This is a genomic window from Brevibacterium iodinum ATCC 49514 (assembly GCF_900169265.1).
GTDB classification, from domain to species: domain Bacteria; phylum Actinomycetota; class Actinomycetes; order Actinomycetales; family Brevibacteriaceae; genus Brevibacterium; species Brevibacterium iodinum.
This window is the reverse complement of sequence record NZ_FXYX01000022.1, coordinates 23,397-41,226: the sequence shown is the minus strand read 5'-3', so window position 1 is coordinate 41,226 and position 17,830 is coordinate 23,397. Positions and strand designations below refer to the sequence as shown.

The following is a 17,830-nucleotide window of genomic DNA, read 5'->3' as shown; positions in this document are numbered from 1 at the left end:
TCACGATGACTCAGTCATCAGATATCAACGCTGGAACTTCGACGAACGAGGAGGCCGCGGCTGAGGAGATCCGTTGGCAGGACGTGCTCACTCCCGAGGAGTTCGCGGTGCTGCGCCAGGGCGCGACCGAACGTCCCTTCACCGGCGAGTACAACGATGAGACGGCAGCCGGGATGTACCAGTGTCGGGCCTGCGGAGCCGACCTGTTCCCCTCCGATACGAAGTTCGCCTCGCACTGCGGATGGCCGTCGTTCTATGCGCCTCTGGCCGAGGACCGGGTCCGCTACATCCGCGACACCTCGATGGGCATGGAACGCGTCGAGGTCCGCTGCGCGAACTGCGACTCGCATATGGGTCATGTCTTCTCGGGCGAGGGCTACGGCACTCCCACCGACCAGCGCTACTGCATCAACTCGGTCTCGTTGAAGCTCAACACCGACGCTGCGGACAGCTGAGGTGGCGACGGACACTCAGAGCACCGAGGCGACCGAGCTCGTCGTGAAGACCTTCGACGAGCTCCTGCCCACGGAGCTCTACGGAATTCTGCAGCTGCGCTCCCGGGTCTTCGTCGTCGAACAGGAGTGCGTGTTCCTCGACCCCGATGGGGTGGACTCACTGCCGGAGACTCTGCACTTCTTCTACTCGCGACCGGCCACGGCGATGTCGGACACTCACGGCGCCGAGCATGGGCGTGATCTCTCGCCATGGGCCTATGCCCGTCTGCTGCCGGCGGAGGTGCCCGACGGTCCGGCAGCCAGGCCGGGAGCACGCAGCATCAGTCGCGTCGCGACCCACCCTGACGCCCGCGGGCAGGGGTGGGGCCGCCGACTGCTCAGCGACATCGTCCACGCCTGGTCGACTGCCCCGCTGACGCTCAATGCGCAGTCACACCTCGAGGGTCTGTACTCGTCGCTCGGCTTCGCTCCGAACGGTCCGCGCTTCGACGAGGACGGGATCGAGCACACCCCGATGGAGCGCCCGGCCGGCTGACCGGTCAGCTCTCGGCCTCGGCGGCGGCGTCGACGGAGGCGATGATCTTCTGCATCACAGCGTGCAGTTCACGCACTCCGTCGACGTCCATGCCGAGCTTGGCCATCATCGTTCCGGGAATCGCCTCGGCGGTCTTGCGCAGTTCACGGCCGGTGTCGGTGAGGGTGACCTCGACGATCCGCTCGTCGCTGTCGCTGCGCGTCTTCGTCACATAGTCCAGCGCTTCGAGGCGTTTGACCAACGGGGACACAGTCGCGGGTTCGAGTCGCAGCAGTCGAGCGATCTCGCGCATCGGCAGCTTCTCGTGCTGCCACAGCGCAAGCATGACCAGATACTGCGGATGCGTCAGACTGATGGGTTCGAGCACAGAGCGATACGCGCCGTTCACCCCGCGGGACGCCACGGCCAAAGCGAAGCAGATCTGGCTTTCCAGCGCCAGCGGGTTGCCCAGCGGCTCCGTCGAAGCTTCGGATTCCAGCATCGCGTGTCGTCGATCCTCCGTGTCGGCAATCAGGGCGTGCATCCTCTTCGAAGATTACTTAGTGCACTAATGGTTAGTGTACACTAAAGGTGAAACCTGCCCAGTCCCCGCCCAAGCGGCACCTCGTCGATAGGATCCTCGCTATGTCGTCCGCCTCGCAGCCTTCCCCCGATGGTTCGCACCGGAAGCTCGACAAGAAGCAGAAGAGTTCGGCACGGAAGAAGAACCAGCATCCGGAGTCTCAGCGCGGAGTGGGCTGGCTCAACAACTTCTTCCGCAAGATCGTCGGGCCGGCGCAGGTCGACAACACGCGCCCGGGCGGATACTTCGAGGACGAGACGCTGCGGCACCAGCAGCTCGATGCGATGGGGCTGGAGATGCGCACCGACGCCAACGGCCATTCCTATGTGGTGAAGAAGGGCAGCAGGTAGCCGCCGGTCACTCCCCGACCATGAGCAGGGCCGCCGCACCGATTCGGTGCGGCGGCCCTTTCTCGCTGTCTCGGGCCCGGCCGGGCGACCTGCTCTCTGCCTCAGCCCCGGCCGGGTCATGACGTTCGGTCAGCGCCAGTCGGAGATGATGTCGACGAGTTCACGACGCGGTCCGGTGTAGAACGGAACCTCTTCGCGCACATGCAGGCGAGCCTCGGTGTTGCGCAGATCGCGCATCAGGTCGACGATGCGGTGGAGCTCGGCGGCCTCGAAGGCCAGCAGCCATTCGTAGTCGCCGAGGGCGAAGGAGGCGATCGTGTTCGCCTTGATGTCCTTGTACGGGGCGGCGGCCATACCGTGGTCGCGCAGCATCTTCGCCCGTTCGGCGGGGTCGAGGAGGTACCAGTCGTAGGACCGCACGAACGGGTACACGCAGATGTAATCGCCGGGCTCGGGATCAGTCAGCAGAGCGGGCAGGTGCGCCTTGTTGAACTCCGCCGGGCGGTGGATTCCGACGACGGACCAGACGGGTTCGAGCACTCCGCCGATCAGGCTGCGGCGGATCGCCGCGTACGCGGCCTGGACGACCTCGATCTCGGGGGCGTGGTACCAGAACATGACGTCGGCATCGGCGCGCAGAGCGGAGACGTCGTAGATTCCGCGCACGACCAGACCGCGTTCCTTCAGGGGCTCGAGAGCCGCATGCAGCTCATCGGCGAGTTCCCTGCGGTCGGCATCGCCGAGTTCTCCGGCGGAGGCGAAGACGGAGTAGGCGATATACCGCGTCTGCTCGTTCGCTTCTTCGATCTGGGCGTCGGTGGGCTGAGTGTATTCGCTCATATCTGCTCCTTCTGTCTTCTCTTCATTCTGAAGTGTCACGATGGTCGTCGGCGGGTAGGTTCAGTCTCTGGACCGCGGCGTCCGCGCGGGCGATGCAGGCGGGAATGCCGACTCCCCCATAGGCGGATCCGGCGAGTTCGAGGCCGGGCAGCGAGGCGATCTCGGCGTCGATGGCAGCGATGCGGCCGGCGTGGCCGGGCAGGTACTGCGGCAGTGCGGAATTCCAGCGCTGCACTACCGAGCCCAGCAGCTGCGATTCCGGACGGGAGGTGATCGTCTGCCAATCGGCGAAGGCACGTTCGACGATCTCCTCATCGGAGAACCTGCTCCACACCTCGGGTCCGTCGCCGAAGCGTCCGATGCTCATTCGCACCAGGGCCGACCCCGCGGGGATATGGTCGGCCGTCCACGGCCATTTGTTCGACACGAAAGTCGAGGCCTTGATGAACGTGCCCTCGGTCGCAGGCACGAGGAACCCCGAACCCTTCAGCTCGACTCCCCCGAGGTCGACGAGGGCGGCGACCAAGGCGGTGGAGGCATAGGGAATCTCGCCGAGGCGGCTCGCCGACTCCGGGGCCACCGACCTCAGGAGCCCGGCGGTCACATGCGCGGGCGTGGCGAGGACGAGTCCATCGGATTCGATGTCGTCCCCCTCGCCGCGGACGATCCATCTCTCACCGTCGCGGTCGATCCCGGTGACACCGGCACCGAGGCGGACCGTCCCGCCGCCCAGTACGATCGCCTCGTGCAGGGCCGGGATGAGGCGGTTGATTCCGCCTTCGAAGCTCATGAACACCGGTTCCGGGTTCCCTGCCGACGCGGTCTGGGCGTCGCGGGCGGCGAGGAGCTGTGCGACGAGGTCGAGCACCGAGGTGCCTTCGACGGCGGCGGGCAGCAGCGCTGGCACCGTTTCGGCCAGGGACAGATCCCGGCAGCGGCCGGCGTACACCCCGCCGAGCAGCGGATCGACGAGTTCGTCGACGATGGCGCCGCCGAGACGCGCGGACAGGAAGTCCCCGATCGAGACGTCATCATCCTCGATCGGCGGGGTGATCCGTTCGGCCGCCAGGCGAGCGGCGGCCTCGCTGCCGATGAGGGATTCTGCCTCGGCGGCTTCGGCCGGCACGCCCATGATCGTCCGTTTGGGAATCGCGTGCAGGCTCCCCCGATTGAGCACCTGCGAACTGTGCTGAGTCGAGGGGAACACCGGATCGAGGCCGAGTTCGGCGGCCAGGCTCCTGGTCTCCGGACGCCGGTTGAGGCTCGCTTCGGCTCCCGCGTCGATGCCCACCGGCACGGCACCATCGAGCGTGGTCGCTTTCAGGCAACCGCCGAGGCGGTCGCCGGCTTCGAGCACGGTCACTCGGTGGTCTGCGGAGAGCCGGTAGGCGGCGGCGAGTCCGGAGATCCCTCCTCCGACGACGGTGATCCGAGTCATTCGATCAGCCGCGGCTGCCGAGGATCTCGGCCGAGACGCGGTGGACGAGGTCGACGACACGGCCGGGCACCTCGGGGTCGGTGTCGGGCAGGACGCCGTGGCCGAGATTGAAGACGAAGCCGCGGTCGAGTTCGAGCCCCTTGCGCACGATCGCCTCGACGCGGGCGGACAGCGCCTCCCACGGGGCGAAGAGCAGAGCCGGGTCCAAGTTGCCCTGAAGTGCCTGACCGGGGTTGACGCGAGTGGCGGCATCGGCCAAGTCGACGCGGAAGTCGACGCCGACAGTCGTCGATCCGGCCTGTGCCATGGAGCCGAGCAGCTCACCGGTCTGCACGCCGAAATGGATGCTGGGCACATCGTGTCCGGACAGTGCGTCGAAGACCGCAGTGGAGTGTTCGAGGACGTGGTTCTCGTAGTCCTCCCGAGCGAGGTAGCCGGCCCAGGAGTCGAAGAGCTGGAAGGCCTTGGCGCCGGCGTTCAGCTGCACGTCGATGAATGTCGCCGACATCTTCGCGAGTTTGCCCAGCAGGGCCGAGAACGCCTCGGGGTCGGAGACCATGAGTGACTTCGTCTTCTCGTGGTTCTTGCTCGGACCGCCTTCGATGAGGTAGCTGGCCAGGGTGAACGGGGCACCGGCGAAAGCGATGAGCGGGGTGGCTTCGCCGAGTTCGGCGGTCACCCGCTGGATCGACTCGACGATATCGGGGATATCGGCGGCGTCGAGATCGGGCAGGGCGTCGATATCGGCGCGGGAGCGCACCGGGGAGGCGATGACCGGGCCGACGCCGGGAACGATCTCCACATCGACTCCGGCGGCCTGGAGCGGGACGACGATATCGGAGAAGAAGATGGCCGCATCGACGCCGTGGCGGCGGACCGGCTGGAGGGTGATCTCGGAGACCATCTCGGGGTCGCGGCAGGCATCGAGCATCTGAGTGCCTTCGCGCAGCTTGCGGTACTCAGGCAGGGAGCGGCCGGCCTGCCGCATGAACCAGACGGGAGTGTGTGAAACCGGCTCCGAACGCAGGGCAGCCAACAGGGGTGATGTCATGGGGACATCTTCCCATTCTTCGATCGCTCATGCCCACTCGACGGCGGTTTCAAGACGGGCCGTCTTGCCATCTCAGCATTCGGCCAAGGACACGGTCCGACGGATTGCCCGGGGCCGTCTCGGCGTGGATGATTCCTCTGTCCGCACGGCTGCTCTATCGTGGCAACTGTGGTCAACACCTCACCTCTCAATCGCATTCCGGCGGAGTTCTCCGCCGTGACGTCGGTGCTGCGTCAGGCGCGCAGCACGAACAACGTGTCGATTTCCGAGATTCCCGCCCCGGCCCGTCTGGCCCCCTACTCCTATGCGCTCGGGGCCGAAGTCAGCGCCGATGAGACCTTTCTGCGAGCCAGCGGCGAGGCCATCGACGAACTCGCCACCGGCCGCATCGTCGTCCTCTTCGATCCCGCTGCGCCCGAGGAGTGGGAAGGCTCGTTCCGGGTCGTCTCCTATATCCGCGCTGAACTCGAACACGAACTCGGCAATGAGACGATGCTCGGGCATGTGGCATGGAGCTGGCTCGAAGATGCCCTCGATTCCAACGACTGCCAGGTCCTCGCCGCCGGTGGGACGACCACACGCGTGCTGTCCGAGAGCTTCGGCACCTTGGCCGATCGCCCGGCCACGATAGACTTGGAGCTGCGCGCCTCGTGGACACCCGTGATTGACGAGCCGGATCTGATCGGCAATCACTTCGAGGCCTGGATCGATCTGCTCAGCACAGTCGCCGGACTGCCACCACTTCCTGAAGGAGTCACAGCCCTGCCCGGGCGCCGTCGATGACATCTGAACTACCGCTTTTGGAAACACCCGCGAACGGCATCCCCGACGTCGTCGACACACCAGAGGACCTCTCCACCTCGATCGCCAGTCTTGCCGCAGCCGAGGGACCGATCGCCGTCGACGCCGAACGTGCTTCCGGCATCAGATACGGACAGCGTGCCTTCCTCGTCCAGCTGCGACGTGAAGGGGCTGGCACCTTCCTCCTCGATTCCGAGACGCTCGGTGACCTCAGCGATCTCAACCCGGCTCTCGGCTCCGACGAGTGGGTCATCCATTCGGTGACGCAGGACCTGCCGTGCCTGCAGGAGCGCGGAATGCGCCCGGCGGCCCTGTTTGACACCGAGTTGGCCGCCAGGCTGCTCGGGTGGGAGAAGTTCGGCCTGGCCGCGGTCGCCGAACGCACCCTCGGGGTGCGTCTGGCGAAGGAGCATTCGGCCGCCGATTGGTCGACGCGTCCGCTGCCGAAGGAGTGGCTGAACTATGCCGCCCTCGACGTCGAAGTGCTCCTGCCGATCCGCGATATCCTCCACCAGCAGCTTCTCGACTCGGACCGATGGGAGTTTGCGCAGCAGGAGTTCGCGCACCTGCTCGATTTCACGCCGAAGCACTTCGATGAGCCGTGGCGACGCACGCATGGACTGTCGAAGATCAGGTCCCGCCGCGACATCGCCCGGGTCCGCGAGCTCTGGCAAGCCCGTGACTCCATGGCCCGAGAGGCCGATCTGGCGCCTACGAAGATCCTGCGCGATCGTGAGCTCATCGCTCTCGCACAGTCCGGTGTGAAGTCCAGCGACGACATCCTGGCTCAGTGGCGCCGACTCTCCCGCGCCGAGGCGGCCCGATTCTTCCGTGCCTACCGCAAGGCTTCCCGTTTGGGGGTCGAAGAGCTGCCGGGACGGTCCGAGCGCGGACGGTCGAAACGCAGCGAATTCAACCCGGCGGAGCTCAAAGAGCGGGTGGCGGCGCTCAAAGCCGCGATGTCGGAGCTCTCCGAAGAGCTGACGATCCCCCACGATGTGCTCCTCCAGCCGGCTATCGTGAAGTCGCTGGCCGCGGAGTCGAGCGTCGACGTCGACGGCTACCTCGCCGAGGCGGGAGCCCGACCGTGGCAGATCGAGCTCAGTGCTCCCGTGTTGAAGAAGACCCTGGCCGGACTCCCCCAGGCCTGAACTCACACTCAAGGCCAGAGCGTCGGTCTTCGGGCCTCCATCGCCCCTGAGCGCATGGACTCACACCGCGCGGCGGGAACTCTGATCGGCACGGTCGGCCACCTCGGTGGGCAGGGCCTTGAGGATTTCGGACACGATCGTGTCGACGTCGAGGCCCACCTCGGCGAGGATCTCTTCACGTGTCCCCTGCGGCAGGAACTCATCGGGCACGCCGAGTTCGAGCACTCCGATCCGCGAATCGGCTTCGCGCAGGTCGGAGCGGATCTGCGAACCGACGCCCCCGATCTTCACTCCGTCTTCGATGACGGCCACCAGACTGTGGTCGGCCGCGAGGTCGATGACGGATGCGGGCACGGGCAGCACCCACCTGGGATCGATGATCGTCGCTCTCAGCCCCTGCTCGGCCAGGCGGTCGGCGACGTCACCGGTCAGCGTGGCGAAAGGTCCGACGGAGACGATGAGCACATGGGGCGTCGACCCGGTCGGCCCCTCACGGAGGATGTCGACGCCGTCGTCGAGTCGCCTGAGCGCGGGGATGTCGGCCCCGACGCTGCCGCGGGGAAATCTCAGCACGGTCGGGGCGTCCGAGACGGTGACGGCTTCGCGCAGCTCTTCGGTCAGCCGTGCGGCGTCGCGGGGTGCGGCCAGGCGCAGTCCGGGGACGACGCGCAGCATCGCGATGTCCCAGATTCCATGGTGGCTGGCTCCGTCGGGGCCGGTGATGCCGGCACGGTCGAGGACGAAGGTCACACCCTGCCGGTGGAGGGCGACGTCCATGAGGACCTGGTCGAAGGCGCGGGAGAGGAACGTGGAGTAGATGCACACGACGGGGTGGAGCCCGCCGTAGGACAGGCCCGCCGCCGAGGCGACCGCATGCTGTTCGGCGATGCCGACGTCGAAGACGCGGTCGGGGAACTCCTCGGCGAATTTCGCCAGCCCCACGGGCAGGAGCATGGCGGCAGTGATGGCGACGATGTCCTCTCGTTCCTCGGCGAGTGCGCAGATCTCGGAGCCGAACACGGAGGTCCACGACGTCGATTTCGACGGAGTCGACTTACCCGTAACGGGGTCGATGACGCCGACGGAGTGGAACTGGTCGGCGTCGTCGTTGACGGCCGGGTCGAATCCGTGCCCTTTCTGCGTGATCATGTGGACGATGATGGGGCCGCCGTCGAACTGTTTGGCCAGTTGGAGGGCCTTGTCGACCGAGCGCAGGTCGTGTCCGTCGACAGGGCCCAAGTATTTGATGCCGAGTCCATCGAACATTCCGGTCTCGGGTGGGCTGACCATGTCTTTGAATCCGCGTTTGACGCCGTGGATGGCGCTGTAGGCGGCGCGGCCGGGTCGGCCGGATTGGCGGAGCGTCTCCTTGCCCCAGGTGAGCAGCCTCTCGTAGCCCGAGGTGGTCCGCAGTTCGTCGAGGTGGGCGGCGAATCCGCCGACGGTCGGGGCGTAGGAGCGGCCGTTGTCGTTGACGACGATGACCAGCCGCCTCGGCGGGGTGGAGGTGTCGGCTGCGATGGTGTTGAGCGCTTCCCAGGCCATTCCCCCGGTCAGGGCTCCGTCGCCGATGACGGCGACGACGTGACGGTCTCGCTCACCGGTGAGCTGGCGAGCCTTGGCGATGCCGTCGGCCCAGGACAGGGAGGTCGAGGCGTGGGAGTTCTCGACGACGTCGTGCTCGCTCTCGCGCCGGCTCGGGTAGCCGGAGAGCCCGTCGCGCTGTCGGAGGGTGGAGAACTCCTCGCGGCGGCCGGTGAGCAGTTTATGCACATATGTCTGGTGGCCGACGTCGAAGATGATCGTGTCGCGCGGTGAGTCGAAGGTGCGGTGGATGCCCATGGTCAGTTCGACGACGCCGAGGTTGGGGCCCAGATGCCCGCCCGTGCCGGACACGGTCGTGATGAGGTAGTCGCGAATCTCTTTGGCCAGTACGTCGCATTCCGACGCGTCGAGTCGACGCAGATCGGCCGGCGAGCCGAGGGATTCGAGAAAGGTCATGCGGCCTCAGTTCTGACGTCATCGTTGGCGGACAGATTCCATTCGCCCCATCCTATCGCTCACAGATGCGTCCCTCACCATTCGCGGCATATCTCCGCGCTGCAGTACCCCTCAGCCTTCGCGGCACAGCGCCTCGGCACAGTACCTCTCAGCCTTCCCGTCGCACCGCCTCGGCGCTGGCAATTCACACCGTTGAGAACGCACCATTCACCGTTCGTGGCACATCACCCCGTTGCAACGCGGTGTTGAGCGACTGCCGATGAGTGATGGTCGCATTCGCGCCCTCCATCACCCTCGCCGAGGCGGCCGATCATCAGCGCACGGATCCCCGCGGACGCGCTCACGCTCGCTGACAACCCCGCTCGACAGCGACCGTCCCTCACCGTTCGCCGCACAGCGCACCGCTGCAACGAGGCGATTTGTCCGAACGGTGACAGATGCCTTGGCAGCGGTGTGTTATGTCACGAACGGTGACGGATGCCGAACTGCGTGGTGGACGTGACGCGAACGGTGCTGGATGCTCGATCAACGGCACCGTCGCACGCATCCGGGCACGACGAAGGCCGGCGGGAACAATCCCACCGGCCTTCATTCGGTTCCGGTTCAGCGCCTCAGCGCGAACCGACTGCCGCAAGTCGCAGACTCACAGCACTCAGCATCTCCTGTGATCAGGCTTCTGCGAGCTGACGCAGAACGTACTGCAGGATGCCGCCGTTGCGGTAGTAGTCGGCTTCACCCGGGGTGTCGATGCGGACGACGGCGTCGAATTCGACCTTCGTGCCGTCTTCCTTTTCGGCGGTGACCTTGACGGTCGCCGGGGTCTTGCCCTCGTTGAGCTCCGTGACGCCTTCGATGGAGAAGGTCTCGGTGCCGTCGAGTCCGAGCGAATCAGCGGATTCGCCGGCGGGGAACTGCAGCGGCAGAACGCCCATGCCGATGAGGTTCGAGCGGTGGATGCGCTCGAAGCTTTCGGTGATGACGGCCTCGACGCCGAGCAGCTTCGTGCCCTTGGCAGCCCAGTCACGCGAGGATCCCGAGCCGTACTCCTTGCCACCGAGGACGACCAGCGGGGTGCCGGCGGCCGCGTAGTTCACGGAGGCGTCGTAGATCGTCGTCTGCGGTCCGCCCTCCTGCGAGAAGTCGCGGGTGAAGCCACCCTGGACTCCGTCGAGGAGCTGGTTCTGCAGACGGATGTTCGCGAACGTTCCGCGGATCATGACTTCGTGGTTTCCGCGGCGCGAGCCGTAGGAGTTGAAGTCCTTGCGCTCGACACCGTGCTCGACGAGGTACTTGCCGGCCGGGGTGTCGGCCTTGAAGGAACCTGCGGGCGAGATGTGGTCGGTGGTCACCGAGTCGCCGAGCTTCGCGAGCACGCGGGCACCCTTGATGTCCTTGACGGCTTCAGGCTTGAGACCCATGCCGTCGAAGAAGGTGGGCTTGCGCACGTAGGTCGACTCGTCGTCCCACTCGAAGACCTTGCCTTCGGGGGTGTCGAGCTGCTGCCAGCGCTCGTCACCGTCGAAGATGCGACCGTATTCGTTGTCGAACATATCGGTCGAGATCGACGAGGCGATGACTGACTCAACCTCTTCAGGCGAGGGCCACAGGTCGGCCAGGTAGACGTCGACGCCGTCCGAGTCCTTGCCCAGGGGCTGGTTCTCGAAGTCGAAGTCCATGGTTCCGGCCAGTGCGTAGGCGATGACCAGCGGAGGCGAAGCGAGGTAGTTCATCTTCACGTCCGGGCTGATGCGGCCCTCAAAGTTGCGGTTGCCCGACAGGACTGCGGTGACCGCGAGGTCGTTGTCCTGGATGCTGTTCGAGATCTCCGAGTCCAGTGGACCGGAGTTGCCGATGCAGGTCGTGCAGCCGTAGCCGACGATGTAGAAGTTCAGCGCTTCGAGGTCCTCGATGAGCCCGGCCTTGTTGTAGTACTCGGTGACGACCTTCGAGCCCGGTGCGATCGAGGTCTTGACCCACGGCTTCGAGTTGAGTCCGCGCTTGCGGGCATTGCGGGCCAGCAGGCCGGCGGCCATCATCACCGAGGGGTTCGAGGTGTTGGTGCAGGAGGTGATCGAAGCGATCGCCACGGCACCGTTGGCCAGCTCGAAGCTGCGTCCGTCAGCGGTGCTGACGTCCACGGACTTCGATTCCTCGCCGGGAGCGGCGTAGTTGTGGATGTCCTTGGCGAACTGGCTCTTGGCATCGGAGAGCTCGATGCGGTCCTGCGGGCGCTTCGGTCCGGAGATCGAGGGCACCACGGTGGAGAGGTCGAGTTCGATGTACTCGGAGTACTCGACTTCGTTCTCCGGATCGTGCCACAGCCCCTGGGTCTTCGCGTAGTCCTCGACGAGCTGGATCTGCTCGGCCGAACGGCCGGTGAGCTTGAGGTAGTCGATGGTGGCTTCGTCGATCGGGAAGATCGCTGCGGTCGAACCGAACTCGGGGCTCATGTTGCCGATTGTGGCGCGGTTAGCCAGCGGCACCTCGGCGACGCCCTTGCCATAGAACTCGACGAACTTGCCGACGGCACCGTGCTGGCGCAGCATATCGGTGATCGTGAGGACGACGTCCGTGGCCGTCACACCGGAGGGGATCTCACCGGTGAGCTTGAAGCCGACGACGCGCGGGATGAGCATCGACACGGGCTGGCCGAGCATGGCGGCCTCTGCCTCGATGCCGCCGACGCCCCAGCCGAGCACACCGAGGCCGTTGACCATCGTGGTGTGCGAGTCAGTGCCGACGAGGGTGTCCGGGTAGGCACGGAGAACTCCGTCCACCTCGCGCGGCATGACCACGCGAGCCAGGTGCTCGATGTTGACCTGGTGGACGATGCCCATGCCCGGGGGCACGACTTTGAAGTCTTCGAATGCGGTCTGTCCCCAGCGCAGGAACTGGTAGCGCTCACCGTTGCGCTGGTATTCGATGTCCATGTTGAGTTCGACGGCGTCAGCGGTGCCGAAGCGGTCGATCTGCACCGAGTGGTCGATGACCAGCTCGGCCGGAGCCAGCGGGTTGACCTGATCCGGGCTGCCGCCGAGCTCGACGACCTTCTCGCGCATGGTGGCGAGGTCGACGATGCAGGGCACACCGGTGAAGTCCTGCATCACCACGCGGGCGGGGGTGAACTGGATCTCTGTATCGGGTTCGGCATTGGGGTCCCAGCTGCCGAGGGCTTCAATATGTTCCGAAGTGATGTTTGCGCCGTCTTCCGTGCGCAGCAGGTTCTCCAACAGCACCTTGAGGCTGAAGGGAAGCTTCTCCGACCCTTTGACCTGGTCCAGGCGATAGATCTCATAATCCTTATCGCCTACGGTCAGGGTGCTCTTCGATTTGAACGTATCGACGTTGCTCATCGTGATTCTCCTGTTTCATCCGACACTCATCCAAGAAACCGGGTCCGTCCGACTCGGCGGTCGGACCCTTGCATCACGCACCGATTTACGCGACACATATGTTTCCAAAAGTATCTTGACGTCAAGATAAATTCTATCGCATTTGAGAGCCTTTGACCACCGTGGCACACGGAGGTGCGAAACCCTGCGATCGGGTTTTCCGCAGGCCCTCGTGCGGTCATCACCAGGGCCGGGGCCCGGCCTCACGGCCTAGCGTGGACAGCACACTCAAAGCAGCAGCGCACTCGCCTGCCATCCCCGAGGAGATCCCATGGACCCGTTCACCCTAGGCGCCGGATTCGGCTTCGGCGCGCTGCTCGTCGGCATCATCTTCGCCGTGGTCTGCAGCTCATTCGCGAAGGAAAAGGGCCGGTCGGGCGGCTGGTGGGGACTGTGGGGCTTCCTCACGACGTTCATCGCCCTCATCGCGCTCGTCCTCCTCCCCCGCCGCTCGGTCACCGCCTGAGGACTGTCACGGTCTCCAGGTGCGAGGTCAGCGGGAAGAGGTCGAATCCGGTGAGGCTCTCGATCCCGAATCCCCCGCCTGTGAGCGCCCCGAGGTCCCGAGCCAGCGTGGCCGGGTCACAGGACACGTAGACCACGGTGCTCGCCGCTGATTCGATGATCGCCGAGGTGGCCTTCCTCCCGGCGCCCGCCCGTGGCGGGTCGAGGATGATGACGTCCGAATCGGGCAGTCGGGCCCGATCCACGCTGAGAGCGAGGAATCGGGACTCGAGATCGGCGGCATTGTCACGAGCATGGGCAATGGCTGTCTCCACCCCTTCGACTCCGAACAGGGGCGCGCCGGTGGTCCGGGCGGCAGTGATGCCGAGGAGTCCGACCCCGCAGTAGAGGTCGGTGATCGCCGCGACATCGGCAGGCAGGGCTTTGACGACCTCCGAGCTGAGCAGTGCGGCCGCATCCCGGTGGACTTGCCAGAAACCGTCGGCGCCGACGGTGAAGTCACGACCGTCGACCGTTTCGGTCAGGGTGCGGTCTCCGCGGATCACGCGCAGGGACGGGGCGGGCGCATGGGAACGACCGCGCCCGCGGGGACGACCCCCGCGACCACGACCATGACTCTGCTCCGGTCCGGTCGCCTCGGCGAGGAGAGAAAACGACGTCGGCAGCCAGGACTCGATCTCGTCGAGGACCTGCGCAGTGGGCCGACCACGGACGATGAGCGCACCATGGTCGCCGGCCCACGCGAATTCGAGTCGGCGGACTCCGGGCACACGCAGTGTCGTCATGTCGAGGTCGTGCACGGGCACGGCCGCCAGAGGGGGCGTGGTCACGGGGATGACCGCGTGCGATCTGGGGGCGAGCATTCCGGCGCGGCCCTCATCGTCGACGGCCAGCTGCACACGGGTGCGCCAGTTCGTGCCGTCGGTCTCGCCCGGCGCGGGCAGCACCTCGGCGGCGCGGTCGATATGTCCGATGCGCTGAAGCTGGTCATTCAGCACCTCGGCCTTGAGCGTGCGGGAATGGGCGAGGTCGACGTGGGCGAATTCCATTCCGCCGAACCCGGCCGAATCCGGCACGGCCCCAGCACCGGGGCCCGCAGCGAACCCCGCACCGGAACCGTCGGCAGAATCACCGGGAACATACTCGAGGCGTCGGTCGGTCACGCGGTGAGCCGAAGCCTCGATCACCTCGGTGACTGCGGCGCGGAGGAACCGGGCAGGCGGTCCCGCCTCGGTGCGGACTCGGACCTTCTCACCGGGCAGGGCCCCGGAGACGAAGACGACCTGACCGTCGTGTCGGGCGATGGAGGTGCCGCCGGCCGCCGGTGCCTCGATGTCGAGGGTGAGATCCTGGGCGGGAACCGAAGTGTCGCTCATGCGTGTTCTAGGCCTGTCTGTACAGCGAGGTGTCGGAATCGGGTCCGTCTCCGCCGTACTGTCGAGAGAAGGATTTCAGTCGCCAGGGCACGGACACCACGACGACGTTGGGCACCAGGAGCAGTCGGGTGCGCAGTTTGAGAGCCACCTGGTTGTGCAGGATGTGCTCCCACCAGCGACCGACGACGAACTGCGGAATGTAGACGATGACGAGGTCCCTGGGCGACCTGCGGCGGATGGCGAGGATATGGGCGAGCATCGGGCGGACGAGTTCGCGGTACGGCGAGCCGAGCACGGTCAGCGGCACCGGCAGCTCCATCTCGTTCCATCGTTTCTGCAGACCGGCCGCAGCCTCTTCGTCCACGGCCACGGTGACGGCTTCGAGCTGACTCGACCGGGTCACCCGGGCGTAGGAGAGGGCCCGCATCGTCGGTTTGTCGATCTCGCTGACGACGACGATGGCGTGGGTGTTCGACGGGATGGTCCGGGAGTTCACGTCCGCGTCGGGGGCGAGCTCGCGGGCTACGCGCGAATAGTGGCGGTGGATGGCGCCCATGACGAGGTAGAGCCCGGCCATGGCGGCGACCGCCAGCCAGGCGCCGGCGAGGAACTTCGAGACGATGACGACGATGAGGACGCCGGCGGCGAGCACGCAGCCGACGGCGTTGACGACCTGATTGAAGTGCATCCGCATTCGGGCCTTCGAACCGATGACCAGGCGCAGCCGTTTGCGCCAGTGCAGGACCATTCCCGCTTGGCCGAGGACGAAGCTCGCGAAGACCCCGACGAGGTAGAGCTGGATGAGCACCGTCGCCGAGGCGGACGTGGCGACGACGAGGACGATCGCCGCTGCGGCCAGCAGCAGGATGCCGTTGGAGAAGGTGAGTCGATCGCCCTTCGTCGCCAGCTGCCTCGGCAGGAATTCGTCGCGGGCCAGCCGAGAGGCCAGTCCCGGGAAACCCTCGACCGCAGTGTTCGCAGCGGCGATGAGCACGAGCGCGGTGATGAGGACGACGATGAAGAACATCGCCGGCGCATTGTCGAAGATCGCGTGCGCCAGCTGCGCGAGGACGGGTTCCTGCTCGTATTCGGCACTGACCGGGCTGCCGTCGCCGCGGACGAGATAGAGATGAGGATCGTCGACGTATTTGATCCCGGTGACCGACGCCAGATAGGTCAGCCCCGTGAGCATGAGGGCGGCGAGCAGTCCCGACAGCAGCAGGGTGTTGCCGGCATTCTTGCCGCGCGGCTTCTTGAACGCCGGAACCGCCGTGGCCACGGTCTGCACACCGGCCAGTGCGACCGCTCCGGACGAGAACGCGCGCAGGACGATGAGGACGGTGGCCAGGCCGAGCGTCGCCTGATCGCCGATGCTGCTGTGCACGACTGTGTAGTCGGCAGTCTGGGCCTGCGGGGTGTCACCGAGCCCGACGCGGATGAGACCGACGGACATCGTGAGGAACACGGCACCGAGGAACAGGTAGGTCGGCACGGCCAGCAGCATCGGAGTAGCTCGGGAACCGCGCAGACCAGCGAAGCAGATGAGCAGGATGCCGACGATGGCCACGGGCACACGGTAGGGCGCGAGCATCGGGAACGCCGTGGTGATGTAGGCGGCGAAGACCGTCATCGACACGGCCAGGGTGAGCACATAGTCGACGAGGAGGGCCGCGGCCACGATGAGCCCGGCACCGGAGCCGAGGTTCTTCGAGGCCACCTCGTAGTCACCACCGCCGGAGGGGTACGCCTTGACGTTGATGCGGTAGCAGGCGACGATCACGAGGATGACGATGCCGACGGCCACACCGATCCAGGGGGCGACGGTCAGGGCCACGAGTGAGGTCAATGACAGCGCCAGCAGGATCTCATCGGGGGCGTAGGCCACCGAGGAGAGCATGTCGGAGGCGAAGACGGGCATCGCGATGCGCTTCTTCAGCGCAGGCGCACGCCTGTCCTCACTGCGGAAGGGCCGTCCAACGAGTAGTCTTTTGACGGCATCAGAAAAACTGCTGGCCACGGCAACCAATGGTAGATCACTGCGGGAAGGATTACCCATGCACTTCGTGATTATGGGCTGCGGTCGAGTCGGGGCCTCCCTCGCCAAAGCCCTTGATGCGAATGGGCACTCCGTCGCAGTCGTCGACCGGGATCCCGACGCATTCCTCAAGCTCGGTCGGGATTTCAGCGGTTCGACGATCACCGGCGTCGGTTTCGACCGCGAGACCCTGTCCCAGGCGAAGACCGCCGAGGCCTTCGCCTTCGCCGCCGTCTCCAGCGGTGACAATTCGAATATCCTCGCCGCGCGTGTCGCTCGTGAGACCTTCGGCGTGAGCAATGTCGCCGCCCGCATCTACGATCCCGACCGCGCGCAGGTCTTCGAACGTCTCGGCATCCCCACCGTGCCCACTGTGCGGTGGACGGCCGAGCAGGTGATGCGCAAGCTCGTCCCGCAGGGGTCGATCACCGAATACCGTGAGCCCTCCGGCAACCTCGTCCTGGCGGAGGTGCATCTGGATCCAGGATGGGTGGCGCGCCCGATCAAGGAGATCGAAACACGGACCAAGGCTCGGGTCGCCTATGTCACCCGCCTGTCCGAGGGAATCGTCGCCCACGATGATCTGCTCCTCCAGGACGGCGACCTCGTCCATCTCATGGCTCCGGTCGACCGCCTCGGCGAGATCGAACGGATCCTCGATCAGCCCGTGCGAACCGTGGAGGAAGAAGAATGAGGGTCATCATCGCCGGAGCCGGCTCCGTTGGACGTTCGGTGGCCAGGGAGCTGCTGGACAAGGACCATTCGGTCCTGCTCATCGACCAGAGCAAGGAGGCGCTGGGCCATGAGCGCATTCCGGGTGCCGAATGGCTGCTCTCCGATGCGTGCGAGCTCGCCGGTCTCGCCGAGGCGGGGCTGGAGGAGGCCGATGTCGTCGTGGCCGCGACGGGAGACGACAAGACCAATCTGGTGCTCTCCCTGTTGGCGAAGACCGAGTTCGGGGTGCCGCGGACGGTCTCGCGCGTGAACAATCCGAAGAACGAATGGCTCTTCGACGACAACTGGGGCGTCGATGTCGCCGTGTCGACTCCGCGCCTGATGACCGCGCTCGTCGAGGAGGCTGTGGAGGTCGGCGGACTGGTCCACCTCATGAGCTTCGAACGCGGACAGGCGGGACTGCTGGAGTTCACCGTGCACGAGAACGCCGAGCTCGTGGCCGAGCGCGTCGGTGGGATCACCTTCCCGCTGGATACTGTGCTGGTGGCGATCATCCGCAATTCGCGGGCGTTCGCTCCGAGCGCCGATGATGTCATCGAGGCCGGAGACGAACTGTTCTTCCTCTCCTCCCCCGATCAGGAGCCGACGCTGCTAGCGCTGCTGCAGGAGACGGCGATAGTCGACGGAAACACAGAGGGCTGAG

Annotated in this window: 16 protein-coding genes; 8 read left to right on the top strand and 8 right to left on the bottom strand. The window is 65.9% G+C overall.

What is annotated here, in order from left to right:
- The first annotated feature begins 5 nt into the window (after positions 1-5).
- Together msrB and BI49514_RS13400 are read left to right on the top strand one after the other, a co-directional pair.
- Complete coding sequence (msrB, locus tag BI49514_RS13405; protein WP_101546990.1) at positions 6-455, top strand: peptide-methionine (R)-S-oxide reductase MsrB; 450 nt, start codon at positions 6-8, stop codon at positions 453-455.
- A gap of 1 nt (position 456) precedes the next feature.
- Positions 457-990, top strand: a complete 534-nt coding sequence (locus BI49514_RS13400) for a GNAT family N-acetyltransferase (protein ID WP_101546989.1) — start codon at positions 457-459, stop codon at positions 988-990.
- Positions 991-994: 4 nt separating this feature from the next.
- On the opposite strand, the gene BI49514_RS13395 is transcribed toward BI49514_RS13400, so the two are convergent.
- Complete coding sequence (locus BI49514_RS13395; protein WP_101547005.1) at positions 995-1,471, bottom strand: MarR family winged helix-turn-helix transcriptional regulator; 477 nt, start codon at positions 1,469-1,471, stop codon at positions 995-997.
- 89 nt (positions 1,472-1,560) lie between these two features.
- On the opposite strand from BI49514_RS13395, the gene BI49514_RS17095 reads away from it, so the two are divergent.
- Positions 1,561-1,902 (top strand): hypothetical protein, encoded by a 342-nt coding sequence (locus BI49514_RS17095; RefSeq protein WP_257904132.1) that lies wholly within the window; start codon positions 1,561-1,563, stop codon positions 1,900-1,902.
- A gap of 129 nt (positions 1,903-2,031) precedes the next feature.
- On the opposite strand, the gene hemQ is transcribed toward BI49514_RS17095, so the two are convergent.
- From hemQ to hemE, 3 genes are read right to left on the bottom strand one after another with little or no spacing between them, the layout of a single operon-like run.
- On the bottom strand, positions 2,032-2,742 hold the full coding sequence (gene hemQ / locus BI49514_RS13385; RefSeq protein WP_101546988.1) for a hydrogen peroxide-dependent heme synthase: 711 nt from the start codon (positions 2,740-2,742) through the stop codon (positions 2,032-2,034).
- Positions 2,743-2,764: 22 nt separating this feature from the next.
- The gene (gene hemG / locus BI49514_RS13380) at positions 2,765-4,180 is read right to left on the bottom strand and encodes a protoporphyrinogen oxidase (RefSeq protein WP_101546987.1); all 1,416 of its coding nucleotides are present in this window, start codon (positions 4,178-4,180) and stop codon (positions 2,765-2,767) included.
- A gap of 4 nt (positions 4,181-4,184) precedes the next feature.
- The gene (gene hemE, locus BI49514_RS13375; protein ID WP_101546986.1) at positions 4,185-5,231 is read right to left on the bottom strand and encodes a uroporphyrinogen decarboxylase; all 1,047 of its coding nucleotides are present in this window, start codon (positions 5,229-5,231) and stop codon (positions 4,185-4,187) included.
- Positions 5,232-5,399: 168 nt separating this feature from the next.
- Here hemE and BI49514_RS13370 point away from each other — a divergent pair, with 168 nt between their 5' ends.
- Together BI49514_RS13370 and BI49514_RS13365 are read left to right on the top strand one after the other, a co-directional pair.
- Complete coding sequence (locus BI49514_RS13370) at positions 5,400-6,014, top strand: DUF3000 domain-containing protein (protein ID WP_101546985.1); 615 nt, start codon at positions 5,400-5,402, stop codon at positions 6,012-6,014.
- A gap of 17 nt (positions 6,015-6,031) precedes the next feature.
- Positions 6,032-7,183, top strand: a complete 1,152-nt coding sequence (locus BI49514_RS13365; protein ID WP_244195120.1) for an HRDC domain-containing protein — start codon at positions 6,032-6,034, stop codon at positions 7,181-7,183.
- Positions 7,184-7,243: 60 nt separating this feature from the next.
- Here the strand turns inward: BI49514_RS13365 and dxs are convergent, their stop codons facing one another.
- Both dxs and acnA read right to left on the bottom strand, forming a co-directional pair.
- Positions 7,244-9,184, bottom strand: a complete 1,941-nt coding sequence (gene dxs, locus BI49514_RS13360) for a 1-deoxy-D-xylulose-5-phosphate synthase (RefSeq protein WP_101546983.1) — start codon at positions 9,182-9,184, stop codon at positions 7,244-7,246.
- A 668-nt stretch (positions 9,185-9,852) separates the two neighbouring features.
- A complete protein-coding gene (acnA, locus tag BI49514_RS13350) occupies positions 9,853-12,537 on the bottom strand; it encodes an aconitate hydratase AcnA (protein ID WP_101546981.1) in 2,685 nt (894 codons plus the stop codon).
- A gap of 310 nt (positions 12,538-12,847) precedes the next feature.
- Here acnA and BI49514_RS13345 point away from each other — a divergent pair, with 310 nt between their 5' ends.
- Entirely contained in the window at positions 12,848-13,042 is a 195-nt protein-coding gene (locus BI49514_RS13345) for a hypothetical protein (RefSeq protein WP_101546980.1), read from the top strand.
- On the opposite strand, the gene BI49514_RS13340 is transcribed toward BI49514_RS13345, so the two are convergent.
- Positions 13,032-14,417, bottom strand: coding sequence for a class I SAM-dependent RNA methyltransferase (locus BI49514_RS13340; RefSeq protein WP_101546979.1), 1,386 nt, complete (start codon positions 14,415-14,417; stop codon positions 13,032-13,034). The two genes, BI49514_RS13345 and BI49514_RS13340, sit on opposite strands and share 11 nt — an antisense overlap.
- A 7-nt stretch (positions 14,418-14,424) precedes the next feature.
- On the bottom strand, positions 14,425-16,335 hold the full coding sequence (locus BI49514_RS13335; RefSeq protein ID WP_101546978.1) for an APC family permease: 1,911 nt from the start codon (positions 16,333-16,335) through the stop codon (positions 14,425-14,427).
- A 136-nt stretch (positions 16,336-16,471) separates the two neighbouring features.
- Here BI49514_RS13335 and BI49514_RS13330 point away from each other — a divergent pair, with 136 nt between their 5' ends.
- On the top strand, positions 16,472-17,146 hold the full coding sequence (locus BI49514_RS13330; RefSeq protein ID WP_101546977.1) for a potassium channel family protein: 675 nt from the start codon (positions 16,472-16,474) through the stop codon (positions 17,144-17,146).
- Entirely contained in the window at positions 17,143-17,829 is a 687-nt protein-coding gene (locus tag BI49514_RS13325) for a potassium channel family protein (protein WP_101546976.1), read from the top strand. Before BI49514_RS13330 ends, BI49514_RS13325 begins: the two co-directional genes overlap by 4 nt.
- The last annotated feature ends 1 nt before the right edge of the window (position 17,830 follow it).

What these genes read in the sequence shown, in the direction of transcription:
- msrB (WP_101546990.1), top strand. Translation starts at nt 6, where the DNA reads ATGACTCAGTCATCAGATATCAACGCTGGAACTTCGACGAACGAGGAG.
- BI49514_RS13395 (WP_101547005.1), bottom strand. Translation starts at nt 1,471, where the DNA reads ATGCTGGAATCCGAAGCTTCGACGGAGCCGCTGGGCAACCCGCTGGCG.
- hemQ (WP_101546988.1), bottom strand. Translation starts at nt 2,742, where the DNA reads ATGAGCGAATACACTCAGCCCACCGACGCCCAGATCGAAGAAGCGAAC.
- hemG (WP_101546987.1), bottom strand. Translation starts at nt 4,180, where the DNA reads ATGACTCGGATCACCGTCGTCGGAGGAGGGATCTCCGGACTCGCCGCC.
- hemE (WP_101546986.1), bottom strand. Translation starts at nt 5,231, where the DNA reads ATGACATCACCCCTGTTGGCTGCCCTGCGTTCGGAGCCGGTTTCACAC.
- dxs (WP_101546983.1), bottom strand. Translation starts at nt 9,184, where the DNA reads ATGACCTTTCTCGAATCCCTCGGCTCGCCGGCCGATCTGCGTCGACTC.
- acnA (WP_101546981.1), bottom strand. Translation starts at nt 12,537, where the DNA reads ATGAGCAACGTCGATACGTTCAAATCGAAGAGCACCCTGACCGTAGGC.
- BI49514_RS13345 (WP_101546980.1), top strand. Translation starts at nt 12,848, where the DNA reads ATGGACCCGTTCACCCTAGGCGCCGGATTCGGCTTCGGCGCGCTGCTC.
- BI49514_RS13340 (WP_101546979.1), bottom strand. Translation starts at nt 14,417, where the DNA reads ATGAGCGACACTTCGGTTCCCGCCCAGGATCTCACCCTCGACATCGAG.
- BI49514_RS13335 (WP_101546978.1), bottom strand. Translation starts at nt 16,335, where the DNA reads ATGCCCGTCTTCGCCTCCGACATGCTCTCCTCGGTGGCCTACGCCCCC.
- BI49514_RS13330 (WP_101546977.1), top strand. Translation starts at nt 16,472, where the DNA reads ATGCACTTCGTGATTATGGGCTGCGGTCGAGTCGGGGCCTCCCTCGCC.
- BI49514_RS13325 (WP_101546976.1), top strand. Translation starts at nt 17,143, where the DNA reads ATGAGGGTCATCATCGCCGGAGCCGGCTCCGTTGGACGTTCGGTGGCC.